Here is a 14,988-nt window from a genome sequence, read left to right on the forward strand (position 1 = left end):
TCATTGCATGATCGAGATCTGTCTGGGTTCGTCACGTGAGACCGAGGGCTCGTAGGGGCCGGTGGTAGTCGCGGCCGGTGTGGCGGAGGGCGGCGGCGATGTTGGTCTGGCCGTCCTGGCGGAAGACGCTGATGGCGAGGTTGCGCAGGGAGGCCATGGCGCGGGGCAGGGTGCCGGTGCGGACCTTGGAGTCGTCCTCGCGGAACGTGCGGTCCCGCACGTGGTGCAGGAGGTTCTCGATACCCCAGTGGCCTCTGATCCAGGTGGCGAGCTCGGTGCAGGTGGCGTCGAAGACGCTCAGGCTGGTGATCAGGTAGACGCGCTCGATGGTCAGCTTCCTGGTGCTCAAGTCGCGTCGCCACCGTACGACTTGGATCGCCTGGCGGGCGCCGGGGTAGTCGAGGTGGCTGAACGCGGCGACCTTGAGCCGGCGGATCTCGTCGCGGTGGTGGGCGTGGTCGCGAGCGCGGTGCCCGAGCGGGATGTCCCGCCAGGGCAGCTTCCTGACCTGGGCGTACAGGCCCGGATGGTTCTTCTTCACGACGGCCACGTAGTGCGCGCCGCGACTGGTCAGATAGGCCCCGTGGTCGTGCTGGGTGTGCAGGGCGTCGGCGGTCACCACCGTGTTCTCCAGCTCGAGACCGTCCAGCAACGGCGCGAAGGAGGGGATCTCGTTGCTCTTGGAAGCGACCTGCCGCTGGGCCAGGACCACGCCGTGGTGGTCCATCGCCGCCAGCAGCTGGATCGCCGCGGCCGTTGCGGTTCGCGATCCGCGGACCACCTTGCCGTCGACCGCGATCACCCGTCGCACCGGCCGTTTCTCCGCCTCCGGCTCGACCGGGGGCGGCGTTCTGGCCTGCAGATACGCGCTGATCGCCGCGTCCAGCGCGTCACCGTCCACACGCTGCAGCAGGCGGCGCACGGTTGCGGCGTGCGGCACCGGCCGCAGACCGGTAAGTGGATCGGCAGCGAAGCCGAGGACGCCCAGCACATGTTGCGGGGCATCCGTGATCCACTCGCTGATCGCGATGAGCGAGCGAGCGCCGGTCAGCACCGCCGAGACGGCTGCGCACAGCAACGCGAGGGCCGGATATCGCAGTCCTCGCGCATCGCGGGGATCGGTAACCAGGATCAGGAATCGCCGCAGGTCAGCGACATCGCTTGAGGTGAGGGGATCAGTCGGGGAGCCCAGTTGCTCCAGTGCGGAAGGGATGGGCGATGATGTTCGGGCAGGCACGGTCTCGCTCGGTTCTCATGGGTCTCGACAACCACATGATCACCAGCACCGTGCCTGCTCTGCTCTCCCGGGCCCCTTGCCCCACAACGGACATGACGCCACGTCACTCACGAGACCGGCGAACCGGACCAATCCCAATCACGCAATGCCCCTGTCGCCGTCGGCGCCGCGAATTCGCCGGGCGAGGGCCGATGACTTCCCGCTGGGCGGGGAGTCGTTAATCCCAGACAACCACCCGATCGTCCGGAGGCACCATGTCCACTACCCCGAACCCCCTGCCGCCCGTCGTCGACGCCGCCACCTGGGACAAGGAACTGGCAGCGCTGCGCGTCCGGGAGAAGGCCGCCACCCGGGAGCTCGATGCCATCGCCGCCCAGCGCCGTCGGCTGCCGATGGTCGAGATGCCCGACTACGTACTGGAGGGAGAGGACGGTCCGGTCCGTCTCGCCGAGATCTTCGGCGAGCACCCGCAGCTGATCGTCTACAACCACATGTGGCACGAAGGCGCGGAGTGGCAGTGCAGCGGCTGCACCGGCTTCACCTCGCAGTTCACCCGGCTCCTGGGCCTGGAGAAGTTCGATGCCCGGTTCGTGATCGTCACCCAGGGCTCGATCGACGAGGCGCTCGCCTACCGGCGCAAGGTCGGGAACACGATGACCTGGTACTCGACGGCGAACAGCTCGTTCGGCAGCGATGTCGGCGCCCCGCCGAACGCCGGATTCGCGGTCAACGTATTCCTGCGCGATGGCGACACGGTGTACCGGACCTGGCACACGGACGGTCGCGGCACGGAGCAGATGAGCAACCTGTTCGGCCTGGTCGACCTGCTGCCGTACGGGCGGCAGGAGGTGTGGCAGGACTCGCCGGAGGGGTGGCCGCAGTCGCCGACCTACAGCCGGTGGGCGGGGTCGGAGGAGATCGCAGCCGCTTACGGCCAGAACAGCTGACCTGCGGGGTCGCCAGGGTCAGTTGGCGTCCTCGGGAGCGGTCCGGATGGTGTTGCAGCTGCTGGGCCCCCGAGCTTGGTAGGAATCCGCCTGCTGATGCGGCCGGAGACGGTCAAGAGCACGGCCACTGCCAGCACAGGCGGCGCCACCCGGTTCGGGAACGGCCGTGAAGTGACTCGCAGCCTTACTGGACGAGCGTTTCGCGCCGTGGGCCGACCCTCACGGTTGACGCAGGCGATGCCCGGCCGCCGGATGGCCAAGGTGCGTTCGTAGGGGCGGGCCGATCACGTGCGCAACGCGCGGATGACCCCCACCGCGGTGGGGGCCATCCGCGCGCCGGGGCGGCGGATCCGTCTCACGCCGCTGTGATCGCCCCCGCGCTGCTCATGACCTGCACGCTCTCGTCGAGTACGTCCGTGGCCGGGGTGCGGTCCGGACTGTAGTCCGCCAGGTCCGGGACGGAAGCGCCGCTGATGAGTTCCTTCGCGGCGAGCAGACCGAGCGCCGGCGCCAGGGTCACTCCGCTGTGCGTGACGACCGTGTAAAGACCGGGCGTTGCCGCCGAGCAGCCCACCAGCGGCAGCCCGTCTGCGGGGACGGGGCGTATTCCCAGCCGTACGCCGGCCATCTCAGCAGCGCGCAAGGGGGCGTACACCTCACGGCCCAGGCGGTGCAGTGCCTGTTCCAGCGCCACGTCGGCCTGCCGTGCCGGGTCCGACGCACCCTCGACGTCCGGCGGCAGTACGGCGTCCACCGGCCAGGAGATCGACACGACGCGACCGTCGGGCGCGGGCCGCAGATCGACACCGGGAGTCGCCAGGATCGCACCGAGGCGGTCCTGATCCGGCAGCCGGGTGCTCTCGCCCACGAGCCCCGGCACACGGTTGAGCGGCAGCGACCCGCCGGCCAGCTCGGCGATGCGCCCCGCTTGTGGGCCCGTGCAGTTGACCACCCAGTCCGCCTCGAAACGGCGGCCCTCCGCCACCACGCCGGTGATGCGGTCGCCGGTGCGCAGCATGCCGGTGACCCGCAGCCCGTAGCGGATGTCGGCGCCGTTGAGTGCCGCGCGGTCCAGCAGTCGCCGGGTGAACAGCGGAGCGTCGTACCAGGACGCGTGCTCGTGGACGACGAGTTCGTCGGCCCGGCAGGCGTCAGGGCTCACACCCGGGGCCAGCTCGGCCAGTTCCGACGGATCGGCCGACCGGCAGGCGTGTCCCCAGCTGCGCAGGCGTTCGGCGCGCTCCCGGATGACGAGCTGTTCCTGCTCCGTGTGCCCCCACTGCACGAGCGGCACGGGGTGACGCCAGTCGGTTCCGCCCAGCTCGTCGCCGAGCCGCACATGCAGTTCGGCGCTGCGCCGGTTCAACGCGTAGTAGGTGTGCGGTGTCTTGAGGTGGGTGACGTCGATCGCGAAGGTGGCGCTGGATGTGCCGGCGGCCGGACCGCCTGCCTCGATCACTGTGACATGGGCGCCGCCGGCCGCCAGATGGTGCGCGACGGAGGCGCCGACCACACCGGCTCCGATGACGAGGACACGGGGCATGGGTCTTCCTTTGCGGTGCGTGGATGAAGGGTGGTGGGTGGGGCGTCGGGCCGGTCAGCGGACCTTGCCGAGGAACGCCTGGGTGCGCCCGTGGCGAGGGGAGCCAAGCACGTCCGTCGGCGTGCCGGACTCGACGACGACACCGCCGTCCATGAAGACGAGGGAGTCGCCGACTTCCCGGGCGAAGCCCATCTCGTGCGTGACGACGATCATCGTCATGCCGTCGTCGGCGAGCCCGCGCATCACATCGAGGACCTCGCCCACGAGCTCGGGGTCGAGGGCGGAGGTGGGCTCGTCGAACAGCATCAGTTCGGGGCGCATCGCCAGCGCCCGGGCGATCGCCACGCGCTGCTGCTGACCGCCCGACAACTGTGAGGGGTAGGAGTGCGCGCGGTCGGCGAGTCCGACTCTGGCGAGGAGCGACCGGGCGCGCTCTGTGGCCTCGGCTCTGGATTCCTTCCTGACCTGCACCGGCGCCTCCATCACGTTCTGCAGCGCCGTCATGTGCGGGAACAGGTTGAAGCGCTGGAAGACCATGCCGATGCCGCGCCGCTGCCGGGCGACCGCCGAGTCGGTCAGCTCGTGCACACGTCCGTCGCGCTCCTCGTAACCGATCAGTTCGTCGCGTACATACAGACGTCCCGCGTCGATGGTCTCCAGTCGGTTGATGCAGCGCAGGAAGGTGGACTTGCCGGAGCCGGACGGGCCGACCAGACACATCACCTCGCCGGCCGCGACGCTCAGGTCGATGCCCTTGAGCACCTCGGTCCTGCCGAAGCTCTTGTGCACACCTTCGGCACGCACCACCGGCGCGGTGCTCGTCTTCATCGGTTCTCCAAGGGTGCGGGCCGAGGTTGGGCGAAGGTGCCGCGCATGCGCTGGAGCGGGGTTGGCGGCAGGTCACGGCTCGCCCCGCGCCCGTATCGGCGCTCGAGGTAGTACTGGCCGATGCTCAGGACCGAAACGGCCAGGAGGTACCAGGCGCAGGCCACGGTCAGCAGAGGGATCTGTTGGAAGTTGCGGGAGTAGATGGCCTGGATGGAAGTGAGCAGCTCGGGCACGGCGATAACCGAGACCAGCGACGTGGTCTTGAGCATGGAAATCACTTGGTTGCCGGTGGGCGGGATGATGATGCGCAGGGCCTGCGGCAGTACGATCCGGCGCAGGGTCTGACGGTGCGTCATGCCGAGCGCGTTCGCCGCCTCCGACTGCCCGTCGTCCACAGAGGCGATGCCGGAGCGGACGATCTCCGCCATGTAGGCGGCCTCGTGCAGTCCGAGTCCGAGGAGGGCCGCCGATGTCTGGGTCACCAGCCCGTTCGTGTCGAACTCGATAAACGTCGGCCCCCATGGCACCCCGAATCCGACCCGGGGCACGACCGCGGCGAGAAAGTACCAGAACAGCAGCTGGACCAGGAGCGGTGTGCCGCGGAAGACCCAGATGTACAGCCAGCTCAGCCGGGACAGGAGAGGGTTGGCCGACCTGCGCAGAACAGCCAGGACGACACCGCCGACGGTGCCGATCGCCATCGCGGCCGCCGTCAGCCAGAGCGTGGTGCCCAGGCCCTCGAGGACGACGGGCGCGAAAAGGTGGTCGCCGACGGTTGCCCACTGCATGCGCGGGTTGGCAGCCCACCCTTGGAGGAGGAACACCAGGACGAACGCCAGGGCGGCCGACGCGATCCAGCGGCCCGGCCGGCGCAGCGGCACCGCATCGATCTCCTTGCGGACCGCGGGCGTCTTTGCGATGCCGGTGGTGCGGAGAGTGGACTCGCTCATGTGGTGGTGCCGCCGTTCACCGTGGCGCGGTCCAGGGCGCCGGATTCGACATCCCAGCGCTTGAGGATCTTTCCGTAGGTGCCGTTGTCCATCACCTTCTGGAGGGCCTGCCGCACGGCCTCGACCAGCTTCTTGTCCTGCTTGTTGACCAGGATTCCGTACGGCAGGAAGCGGTACGGCTTGCCGACCTGCTTCATCTGGCCGTGGGACTGCTCGGCCTGGTAGGCGACGGTCGGGGTGCCGCCGACGAAGGCGTCGGCGCGACCGGTGGTCAGGGCCTGGAAGCAGCCGACGGAGTCGGGGAAGACGAGCGGCTTGGCGGCCGGCTTGCCCGCGGCCTTGCACTTCTCGGCCTGCGCGTCGACGTCGTCGACCTGGGCCGTGCCGTTCTCCACGGCAGCCGTCCGCCCGCACAGGTCGTCGAGCGAGCCGATGGACTCGGCGTTCTTCTGCTGGACGAGGATGGAGCTGCTGGTCTTGAAGTAGTCGACGAACGTGACGTGCTGCTGGCGTTCAGGCTTGTCCAGCATGGCCTGGATGGCGAGGTCGTAGCGGCGCGACTGCACACCGCCGATGATGCTGTCGAAGCTCGCCTTGGAGAACTTCACCTTGACGCCGAGGACTTGGCCGACCGCCGTCATCAGCTCCGGTTCCACGCCGATCAGCGTCTTGTTGTCGGAACCGAGGGACACCAGGGGCGGATAGTCGTCGCCCTCGGCCACGACGAGCTCACCGGAATCGCGCACCCTCTGCGGCAGCAGCGCCGCGAGTTTCGCGTCCTTGCGCTGCGTGGCCGGGCCGGACTTGGCCGCGGGTCCCTTGTCGGCCGCGTCGGTCGAGGGTGAGCCGCCGCACGCGGCGAGCAGCAAAAGAAGTCCGGCCAGCGCGGCGCCGGCAGACGCGGCGCGCTTCGTCCGGCGGGCTCGGGGCCTCGGGAGCCGTATTTCCATGGCAATGCCCTTCCCTGGGTCGGCCGGCCATGTCCTGGCCGGTCAATGCCGCTCAATCTGCGGCAGCGGGGACGGCAATACAAGATGAAGCAGAATGAACGTTGCCGCACACGTCGTTCAGTTGAGCTGTTGCTCGTAAGGGAGGCGAACTCCGTTCTCACCTGCGGATAATCTGTGGAGCGGCCGATTCCACCTGCTCACAGGGAACCTCATGGGAGCGAACTCTGGCGGCGACTGCGGGCCGGTTGTTAAGTTCTCCTGATGCTGACCCCGACGCAGTTGCAGGCGATCCGAGATGTGGTCGCCACAGGCTCACTGCGCACCGCCGCCCGCCGCCTCGGCTACTCACCGTCCGCGATCTCGCAGCAGATCGCCTCGGTCGAGCGAGTCCTGGGCGTGCCCCTCTTCGAGCGTTCGCCGCGCAGTGTCAGGCCGACCGCCGCCGGCGCCCAACTCGCCCGCAGGGCGGTCAGGTTGCTTGCAGACTTGGAGGCGGCCGAGGACGAGATGCGGTCCTTCGCGGCGGCCGAGCGCGGACGACTGCACCTCGGTAGCTTCTGGTCGGCCGGCTTCCGCCTGATGCCCGCGGTCCTCACCGACTTCCTGCGTGACCGTCCGCACGTCGATGTCCGTTACGAGGAAGGCGACCCGCCCGTCACACTGCCCGCCGTCACCGAGGGCCGACTCGACCTGGCGGTGATCTTCGAGTACGGCACAGTACCTCGCAACGACCCGCCCGACCTGGAGCGCACACTGATCCTTGAGGAGCCGCTGTACGTCCTCGTCCCCAAGAAGCACCGCCTCGCCCGCCGCAGACGCATCCGGGTCGCCGACCTCTCGGCCGAGCGCTGGATCTGCTACCGCGAGGACACCGACGCGGCCCGCTCGCTGTTCCACATCTGCGCCGAGGGAGGCTTCCGTCCCGAGGTCATCTTCCGTACGAACGACTACAACCTGCCCTTCGAACTCGTACGGAACGGGCTCGGCGTCGCCATCGTGCCCGAACTCGCCCTGAGCAAGTCGGAGGACGTACACCTGATCCGCCTCGCCAACCCCACGCACGTACGGCGGGTGTTCGCCGTGCGCCGATCGGGAGACCCCAACCCGTTCCTCGACCAGGCCGTCGCGGTACTGCGCGCGGCGGCAGCCACCATCGACCGGGAACTGTCACAGACGATCGACCCGCCCACGGCGGTGTAGCAACCCGGCCTGGCCGCCGTACAGGCTGAGAAGGCCATCGCTCCGCTTTGCCGAGCCGACCATCGGCCTCAGGGCTGTGTCGCCTCAGTGAAGATCCACCATCTTGAAGTCGTGTCGCTCTCCTGTCGGGTATCGGACGCCTGGGGCCCCGGGGTCCGTACGAGGGCACGGCGCCGCGCGGCGCACGGACGGAGCGCTCGGCGGCGCGGCGTCTCAGCGCTGCGGGCCGACGGTTCCGTGCGCTCTGCGACACACGAACACACGACTGCTCGGCACCATGCGCACTGCGGCCCCCGACGCGTCCGTCGGAGGCCGCAGTGCCCGCTCACCTGCTGGCGACCACGCCGGCCCCGGCCTCAGAGCCTGTCGAGCAGGCGTCCGGTGGGCTCGGAGAGAGTGCCGCGGTCGGCGATGCGCTCTCCGCGCAGCCAGGTGGAGGTGATGACGCCATGCAGCGTCTTGCCGGCGTAGGCAGTGACCCGGTTGCGGTGCTCGAGCTCGGCCGGGTCGACGGTGAAGGTCGCGTCGGGGTCGAGGACCGCGAAGTCGGCGTCCCGGCCGGCCTCGATCGCGCCCTTCCTGTCCAGGCCCGCGAGCCGTGCGGGTGCGGTCGACATCCAGCGGACGACGTCCTCAAGGCTGCGGCCACGGCGGCGCGCCTCGGTCCAGATGGCGGGCAGGCCGAGCTGGAGGGAGGAGATACCTCCCCAGGCGGAGGCGAAGTCGGGGCTCTTGAGGTCCGCGGTCGAAGGTGAGTGGTCGGAGACGATGCAGTCGATCGTCCCGTTGGCGAGCCCCTCCCACAGGGCGTCCTGGTTGGCGGCCTCACGAATCGGCGGGCAGCACTTGAACTCGGTGGCGCCGTCCGGGATCTCCTCAGCCGTCAGGGTGAGGAAGTGCGGACAGGATTCGACCGTGATCCCGACTCCTTCGGCCTTGGCAGCGGCGATCAGCGGCAGAGCGTCCGAGGACGACAGGTGCAGCACGTGCACACGGGCCTTCAGTTGCCGGGCCTGGGTGATCAGGTTCTCGATCGCGGTGTTCTCGGCGTCGCGTGGCCGGGACGCGAGGAAGTCGACGTACTTCTCCCCGCTCTTCTGCGGGGCCGCGGCCAGGTGGTGCGGATCCTCGGCGTGCACGATCATCAGGCCGCCGAAGCCGGCGATCTCGGCGAGGGAGTTCGCGAGCTGCTCCTGGTCCAGCTCGGGGAACTCGTCCACGCCGGAGGGCGACAGGAAGCACTTGAAGCCGAAGACGCCGGCGTCGTGCAGGGGCCGGAGGTCCGTGACGTTGTCGGGCAGCGCGCCGCCCCAGAAGCCGACGTCGATGTGCGCTTTGGTGCGGGCGGTCTCCTGCTTGACGCGCAGGTGCTCCACGGTGGTGGTCGGCGGGAGGGAGTTGAGCGGCATGTCGATGAGGGTCGTGATGCCACCGGCTGCGGCCGCGCGGGTGGCGGTCCAGAAGCCCTCCCATTCGGTGCGCCCGGGGTCGTTCACATGCACGTGGGTGTCGACGATCCCCGGGAGTACGACGTCGTCGCCGACGTCCTCCAGACGGGCACCGGCCGGTACCTCGGCGTCGTACGGCAGCACCGCGGCGATCGTCCCGCCGGAGACGGCGATCGACGCGGGACGCGTCCCCTCGGGGGTGATGACGCGTGTCGAGCGCAGTACAAGTTGTACGTCGGGCAACGGATGCCCCTCCTCTTTCGCGGTTGATTGTGTCTTCATGGGCCGTTCGCCCCGGGGCGGGGCGGGGCGGGGCCGGGCACCGGTCACCTGTCGTGCGCGACCCGCTTCAGCGCGCCTGCGGGGGCCAGTTGACGATCTTCTTGGGCCGGGGTGTCGCGTAGGTGCGCACTTTCGACGTGGTCAGGCCGAGGCGTACGAGGGACTCGGCGATCGTCACCGCGGTACTCACGCCGTCGACGACGGGCACCCCCGTACGCTCGACGACGCGTTCGGTGAGGCCGGACATGCCGCCGCATCCCAGGCAGATCACTTCCGCCCGGTCGTCCTCCACGGCTCGGGCGGACTCTTCGACGATGGCTTCGACTGCGGCCTTCTCGTCCCGTTCCAGATCCAGCACGGCAAGACCGCTGGCGCGCACGGAGGCGCAGCGCGCACTCAGACCGGCGGCGTGGAGACGTTCCTCGATCAGCGGGACGGTGCGGTCGAGGCTGGTGACGACGGAGTAGGTGCGTCCGAGGAACTGGGCGGTGCTCGCGGCGGCCTCGGTGATGTCGACGACCGGGACGTCGAGCAGTTCCTGGAGCCCTTCGCGGCCGTGCTCGCCGTAGCCGGCCTGGATGACGGCGTCGAACGGTTCCGGGTAGGCGCGGACGGTCTCCATCACGGCGATGGCGGCGAGGTAGCTCTCGTAGTTGCCCTCGACGGACTCCGCCCCGAAGAGCGGGGTGAGCGGGACTGTCTCGGTACCGGGTGAGGCCGCAGCGGCCGCCTGCCTGCCGATCGAGTCGGTGATCGACTGCGTGGTGTTGACGTTGACGACGAGGATGCGCATGCTTCGGCCTTCTGCTCGGTGGTTCATTCGGCGGCGACGGCGATGGCCTCGCCGTCCACGTCGCGGACCGGCGTTGTGCGGTCCGCGATGAGCGCGTACAGCGCGGCGGCGAGGAAGGCGCCCACGAACCAGGAGAATCCGGCCACGGCGTGGAAGGAGGGCACCAGGGCGACGACGACCGCGATGGCCGCGCTGGGGGCGAAGGCTCCGACGGCGCGGGGGTTGAAGCCGCGGCGGTAGTGGTACTCGCCCTGCGGGTCGTCGGTGTAGAGGTCCGGCACGTTCACCCGGGACCTGCGCAGCAGCCAGTAGTCCGCCATGATGACGCCGAAGAGCGGTCCGAGCAGGGCTCCGAGTCCGCCGAGGAAGTAGTTCACCACGATCGGGCTGTTGTAGAGGTTCCAGGGCAGGATCGCCAGACCGACGACCGCGCTCACCACGCCGGCCCGGCGGAAGTTCAGCCGGCGCGGGAAGAGGTCGATGAGCGCGTAGATCGGCGCCACGAAGTTGGCCAGCAGGTTCACCGCGACCGTCAGGGCGATGAGGGCGAGCGACGCCGTCGCCAGGAGGAACATGTTCGGGATGGTCCGGACGATGTCCGTGGGGCTCGTGATGATGTGCCCGTCGAGCTTGAACTGCGCTCCGCTGAGGACCACCACGATCACGGCGAAGAAGATCATGTTCAGCGGGATGCCGATCACGTTGCCGCGGACGATGGAGCCGCGGCTCTTGGCGGACCGGGTGAAGTCGCAGAAGTTCAGCACGAATGTCCCGTAGATCACCACCCACAGCGCGGCTGCCTGCAGGATCTGGAGCCACATCTCGCCGCCGACGAGCGGATCGTCGATGGACAGGGAGATCGAGGCGTCCGCCCGTACGAACATCCAGACCGCGAGGGCGCACATGGTGATGAGGGTCGTGGGCGCCGCGAAGGCCATGTACCTCCGGATCATTTGCATCCCGTAGCTCACGATGAGCAGCTGGAGGGCCCACAGGGCGAGGAAGGTGATCCAGCCGAGCGTCGACTGGCCCAGCACGGAGTTCGCGTCTATGTCGCGCAGTCCGGGGAACATCGCGATGAGCAGGGCGCTGAGGACGGCGGAGGCCAGGTAGGTCTGGATACCGAACCAGGCGATGGCGACGATCCCGCGGACCGCGGCCGGTATCTTCGCGCCCTTGATACCGAAGGCGATGCGGCTCATGACCGGGAAGGGGACGCCCGTCTTGTGGCCCATGAACCCGGAAAGCGTCAGCAGGAGGAAGAGCAGAACCGATGCGAGCAGGAACGCGGCCAGGATGCCCCACACGTTCAGTCCGAGCGCGAAGAGGCCGATGGCGAACGCGTAGTTCCCGAGACTGTGCACGTCGTTGGCCCAGAGCGTGAAGACGTTGTAGGCACCCCAGCGGCGCCCCGCCTTCTTCGTGGGGGCCAGATCGTAGGTGTACAGAATGGAGCTGGTCGCCCCGGTGGCCGTCTTGGGCGGCCGGTCCTCCACTGCAGTCATCGATCAGCCCTCGAGTCTTCGCTAGAGGGTCGCGACGGGGCCTGTCGGTGCCGTGCTTCAGGGAGGGCGCGCGACGTGGGCCCCGGCGACCGAGGTTCAGTAGTTTCCACAAAGCAGAAGTTGATTTCCGCGAAGCAAAACGTAGTTTTCGCCGAAGGGCAGCGTCAAGGGTTACAGGCAGACGACTTCGGCATACGGACATCACACCCGAAAAGGCATGGAACGCCTCGAGTTCAGGCGATCACGGGTGCGCCGCGGCGGAGAGCCGGGGCGAGCCGCCTCCGCGTGGTCCCACCCCTGGTCACGTACGCGCCGTGGGTCACGATCCGCTGCGGTCGCGCAGGCGGCGTATTTGATGGCGAACCTCTTCGTACACAACGGCTCGATAGAGCTGAGTGGTGTTCGCCCCAGGCAGAGCCACATACAGGTGGCCATCGGGGGAGACCAGGCCCCGTGTCCGGCGAAATGCACAAGGAGCGCGTCCTGCGCTGCTGCCGCCGCCTCGTGGACGGCGTCCAGGACCGCTTCGGGAACACGCGGTTTCCTGCCGCTTCACTCCGACGAGCTGTCAGGCAATAACAGGTGCCGCCGTATCCGCCCTGCGCGGCGCGGGGAGGCTCACCACCACCCGCCCGGGCCGCTCGGTCCGCGCTGTTGCTCGGCCTCCCCGGCCGTGCCCGCAGGCGCCGACCCGGAGGCTTCACCGCGCGCGGACCGGGTGCGTAAGGTACGAGCGGCCCGGGAGCCGTGCGCGCCGGGCCGCCCCGGCCGCGCGGACGGCGCGACCGAGGGTCCGAGGACCGGGGGTGGCGGGGATGGCGGACGTGGGGCGTGCGGACGGGGCCGGGGAGGACGGCGGGCGGATCGCACCGCTGGACCGGCGGGTGTTCGCCGTCGCGGGGGTGGTCCTGGCCGTGCTGATGGCGCTGTCCCCGCGCTACGGCTTCCACCGCGACGAGCTGTACTTCCTCGACTCCGCCCGGCACCTCCAGGCGAGTTATGTGGACCAGCCGGCGCTGGCGCCGGTGCTGGCCCGGGTCTCGCTGTCGCTGTTCGGGGTCTCGGCGGTGGGCCTGCGGCTGTGGGCCGCGCTGGCCGCAGCGGGCACGGTGGTCGTGGGCGGGCTGACCGCGCGGGAGTTCGGCGGCACGCGGCGGGCGCAGCTGCTTGCGGCGATCGCGACGGGCACCATGCCCGTGCTGCTGGGCAGCGGGCACGTCGCCAATACGACGTCGTACGAAGTACTGGCGTGGGCGGCGATCGCGCTCGTGGTTGTGCGGATCGGCCGCACCGGTGACACGCGGTGGTGGCTTGCCGCGGGAGCGCTGGTCGGCCTCGGCGCGGAATTCAACCACCTCGCGGCGATCTTCGGGACCGTGCTGCTGGCCGCGGCGCTGCTCGGCCCGCCGGACCGTAGCTGATCGCCGCCTGCTTGCGGGCGCGGTGATCGCCGTGCTGCTCGTGCTGCCCGACCTGTGGTGGCAGGCGCGGCACGGCTGGGCCATGTTCGCGATGACGCGGGCGCTGAACGGGGAGCACGGAGGCGCGGGGAACATCCTCACCTGGATCGTGGGGCAGCTCGGCATGTCCTGTCTGGCGATGACGGTGCTGTGGGTGGCGGGCCTGCGGTTCCTGTGGCGGTCCGGGCGGCCGCTGTGGCGGTGCCTGGTGACCGCATACGCCGTGCTGTTCGTACTGTTCGCCGTGACGACCGGAGCACAGATCTACTACCTGGGCGGGCTGTACGTGTGCCTACTGGCGGCCGGCGCGGTGGGACTCGACGGGGTACTGCACTCCCGCCCGGACCGGCTGCGCGGCCTGATGATCGGAACCGCCGTCTCGGCCGCGCTGTCCGCCGTGATCGTGCTGCCGGTGCTGCCGCCTTCTTACTTGGCCTGGACATACGGCACCAGCCCGATATCGGGGGAGACCCTGGGTTGGCCCCAACTGGTCGGCACCGTACGGCAGGTATGGACCGGGCTTCCGGCCGGGCAGCGCGCGAACTCGGTGATCTTCGCGGCGGACTACGGCGAGGCCGGCGCCATCAACGAACTGGGCCGCAGCGCCGGACTGCCCACCGCCGCGGGCGCCCAGAACACCGACTGGTGGTGGGGCCCCGGCAACCCGCACGCCACGACCGTGGTGGCCGTCGCCCCCGGCCCCGACTACGCCCCCGGGTACGCCGCTCACCTGCGCCGGTACTTCCGGCACGTCCGCGTAGCCGCCACCCTCTCCAACCCAGGCGGCGTGCACAACATCGAATGGGGCGGCCACGTCTACGTCTGCACCGGCCCCCGCCGCCCCTGGGGCGCGATCTGGCCCGAGCTGCGCAACTACGCGTGACGCCCGCGTGGCCGCGGTGAGGGACGGACGGCATGAGGCGTCCTGACCACTGCACCACTGACGTCGCGCTGGGTCCAGCCTTGAGCATTACCCAGCGCTACATGTCCGTTCGTCGTAGCTATATGAGAACAGGGCCTTGATCCCCGTGGGTTCAAGGAAACCGAAGGTCCTTCAGCCTGAACCCACGGGTCCATCGGCCTGCTTCAGGCCGGTGCATCCGTGGGTTCGGTTGGAACACGAGGATGCTGTGCAAGCCGAAGAGCTTCGGTCGTGACATCGGCGTCGACCTGCGCCCGTGTTCTGTTGCCGTATTCGATGACGTCGTAGTCGTCGTCCAGGTTGGCGAGTCGTTCGACCAGAGGCAGCTCGTGCCCGAAACGATGGTGGATCCGAAAGGCCAGCTCGCGTGGTGTCAGCTCGCCGGCCAGCATCCGGGCGGCAAGCGCTCGCGCGGCGGCTTCCTGTCCGGCAACGCTGCCCGCTGGGTGGTAGGTGAGGCCCAGTTCGTCGAGTGCTGGGGGAAGGAGGTGGGGGACGTCGTAGTCCGCCTCCGCGCGTGTGCACGCGGCCAAGATCCGCAGGGCTGGACTGTCGAGGCCGGCAACGAGTGCATCACAGGCAGCAGTGACGACGTCGGTTGCGCGGACCTCGCTCATGCTCCAGAGAACGGCACGGTCCTGAAGCTGGCGGGCTGCTGGTTCGGCCGACGGCATCTGCCCATGATCTCGTCAGTGGGTTGAGCGGGGCGAGTGGTTTCACGGCGATGCCTGCTCGGCAGCCTCTCCCAGAAGCGCGCGTGCTGAGTCCGCGTAGCGGATGGCGGTCTTCTCGTCGATGCCGAAAACGAGAGCGAGGTGTAGTGGGTCGGCGCTGTGGGTGAGAGCCTCTTCGCCTTCACGCCGATCACAGATCGATCGGACGAAGTGAGAACGCTTCACGAATCCTGAAGTTACGTCACCAGC

General features: G+C 69.2%; 13 protein-coding genes. 4 read left to right on the forward strand and 9 right to left on the reverse strand.

Going from position 1 to position 14,988, the window contains the following annotated elements:
- Positions 1–31 precede the first annotated feature (31 nt).
- Positions 32–1,237, reverse strand: coding sequence for an ISAs1 family transposase (locus OG395_RS50325; protein WP_442818522.1), 1,206 nt, complete (start codon positions 1,235–1,237; stop codon positions 32–34).
- A gap of 254 nt (positions 1,238–1,491) precedes the next feature.
- Here OG395_RS50325 and OG395_RS50330 point away from each other — a divergent pair, with 254 nt between their 5' ends.
- Positions 1,492–2,184: a DUF899 family protein gene (locus OG395_RS50330; protein WP_327248878.1), complete on the forward strand. Its 693-nt coding sequence runs from the start codon at positions 1,492–1,494 to the stop codon at positions 2,182–2,184.
- A gap of 355 nt (positions 2,185–2,539) precedes the next feature.
- Here the strand turns inward: OG395_RS50330 and OG395_RS50335 are convergent, their stop codons facing one another.
- The 4 genes from OG395_RS50335 to OG395_RS50350 are packed head-to-tail and all read right to left on the reverse strand — an operon-like array spanning position 2,540 to position 6,455.
- Positions 2,540–3,727, reverse strand: coding sequence for an NAD(P)/FAD-dependent oxidoreductase (locus OG395_RS50335; RefSeq protein WP_327248879.1), 1,188 nt, complete (start codon positions 3,725–3,727; stop codon positions 2,540–2,542).
- A 54-nt stretch (positions 3,728–3,781) separates the two neighbouring features.
- Positions 3,782–4,555 (reverse strand): amino acid ABC transporter ATP-binding protein, encoded by a 774-nt coding sequence (locus OG395_RS50340; RefSeq protein WP_327248880.1) that lies wholly within the window; start codon positions 4,553–4,555, stop codon positions 3,782–3,784.
- Positions 4,552–5,505 (reverse strand): amino acid ABC transporter permease, encoded by a 954-nt coding sequence (locus OG395_RS50345; protein WP_327248881.1) that lies wholly within the window; start codon positions 5,503–5,505, stop codon positions 4,552–4,554. The genes OG395_RS50340 and OG395_RS50345 overlap by 4 nt, the downstream gene beginning before the upstream one ends.
- Complete coding sequence (locus tag OG395_RS50350) at positions 5,502–6,455, reverse strand: ABC transporter substrate-binding protein (protein ID WP_327248882.1); 954 nt, start codon at positions 6,453–6,455, stop codon at positions 5,502–5,504. Before OG395_RS50350 ends, OG395_RS50345 begins: the two co-directional genes overlap by 4 nt.
- Positions 6,456–6,716: 261 nt before the next feature.
- Between OG395_RS50350 and OG395_RS50355 the strand changes: the two genes are divergently transcribed.
- Positions 6,717–7,655 carry a LysR family transcriptional regulator gene (locus OG395_RS50355; protein ID WP_327248883.1) on the forward strand — a complete coding sequence of 313 codons (939 nt, stop codon included), beginning with the start codon at positions 6,717–6,719 and terminating at the stop codon, positions 7,653–7,655.
- A gap of 356 nt (positions 7,656–8,011) precedes the next feature.
- Here OG395_RS50355 and allB read toward each other — a convergent pair whose 3' ends face one another.
- The 3 genes from allB to OG395_RS50370 form a co-directional block, all read right to left on the reverse strand.
- Positions 8,012–9,385 (reverse strand): allantoinase AllB, encoded by a 1,374-nt coding sequence (gene allB / locus OG395_RS50360; RefSeq protein WP_327248884.1) that lies wholly within the window; start codon positions 9,383–9,385, stop codon positions 8,012–8,014.
- Positions 9,386–9,452: 67 nt separating this feature from the next.
- On the reverse strand, positions 9,453–10,178 hold the full coding sequence (locus tag OG395_RS50365) for an aspartate/glutamate racemase family protein (RefSeq protein ID WP_327248885.1): 726 nt from the start codon (positions 10,176–10,178) through the stop codon (positions 9,453–9,455).
- A gap of 23 nt (positions 10,179–10,201) precedes the next feature.
- Positions 10,202–11,683: an NCS1 family nucleobase:cation symporter-1 gene (locus OG395_RS50370; protein WP_327248886.1), complete on the reverse strand. Its 1,482-nt coding sequence runs from the start codon at positions 11,681–11,683 to the stop codon at positions 10,202–10,204.
- An 815-nt stretch (positions 11,684–12,498) separates the two neighbouring features.
- Here OG395_RS50370 and OG395_RS50375 point away from each other — a divergent pair.
- The gene (locus OG395_RS50375; RefSeq protein WP_327248887.1) at positions 12,499–13,104 is read left to right on the forward strand and encodes an ArnT family glycosyltransferase; all 606 of its coding nucleotides are present in this window, start codon (positions 12,499–12,501) and stop codon (positions 13,102–13,104) included.
- A 31-nt stretch (positions 13,105–13,135) separates the two neighbouring features.
- Positions 13,136–14,026 (forward strand): hypothetical protein, encoded by an 891-nt coding sequence (locus OG395_RS50380; RefSeq protein WP_327248888.1) that lies wholly within the window; start codon positions 13,136–13,138, stop codon positions 14,024–14,026.
- 203 nt (positions 14,027–14,229) lie between these two features.
- Here OG395_RS50380 and OG395_RS50385 read toward each other — a convergent pair whose 3' ends face one another.
- Positions 14,230–14,739: a hypothetical protein gene (locus tag OG395_RS50385; protein ID WP_327248889.1), complete on the reverse strand. Its 510-nt coding sequence runs from the start codon at positions 14,737–14,739 to the stop codon at positions 14,230–14,232.
- Positions 14,740–14,988: the final 249 nt, after the last annotated feature.

Source organism: Streptomyces sp. NBC_01320 (genome assembly GCF_035974375.1).
GTDB classification, from domain to species: domain Bacteria; phylum Actinomycetota; class Actinomycetes; order Streptomycetales; family Streptomycetaceae; genus Streptomyces; species Streptomyces yanii.

Coding starts and splice junctions, on each gene's coding strand:
- OG395_RS50330 (WP_327248878.1), top strand. CDS start 1,492: ATGTCCACTACCCCGAACCCCCTGCCGCCCGTCGTCGACGCCGCCACC.
- OG395_RS50335 (WP_327248879.1), bottom strand. CDS start 3,727: ATGCCCCGTGTCCTCGTCATCGGAGCCGGTGTGGTCGGCGCCTCCGTC.
- OG395_RS50340 (WP_327248880.1), bottom strand. CDS start 4,555: ATGAAGACGAGCACCGCGCCGGTGGTGCGTGCCGAAGGTGTGCACAAG.
- OG395_RS50345 (WP_327248881.1), bottom strand. CDS start 5,505: ATGAGCGAGTCCACTCTCCGCACCACCGGCATCGCAAAGACGCCCGCG.
- OG395_RS50350 (WP_327248882.1), bottom strand. CDS start 6,455: ATGGAAATACGGCTCCCGAGGCCCCGAGCCCGCCGGACGAAGCGCGCC.
- OG395_RS50355 (WP_327248883.1), top strand. CDS start 6,717: ATGCTGACCCCGACGCAGTTGCAGGCGATCCGAGATGTGGTCGCCACA.
- allB (WP_327248884.1), bottom strand. CDS start 9,385: ATGAAGACACAATCAACCGCGAAAGAGGAGGGGCATCCGTTGCCCGAC.
- OG395_RS50365 (WP_327248885.1), bottom strand. CDS start 10,178: ATGCGCATCCTCGTCGTCAACGTCAACACCACGCAGTCGATCACCGAC.
- OG395_RS50370 (WP_327248886.1), bottom strand. CDS start 11,683: ATGACTGCAGTGGAGGACCGGCCGCCCAAGACGGCCACCGGGGCGACC.
- OG395_RS50375 (WP_327248887.1), top strand. CDS start 12,499: ATGGCGGACGTGGGGCGTGCGGACGGGGCCGGGGAGGACGGCGGGCGG.
- OG395_RS50385 (WP_327248889.1), bottom strand. CDS start 14,739: ATGCCGTCGGCCGAACCAGCAGCCCGCCAGCTTCAGGACCGTGCCGTT.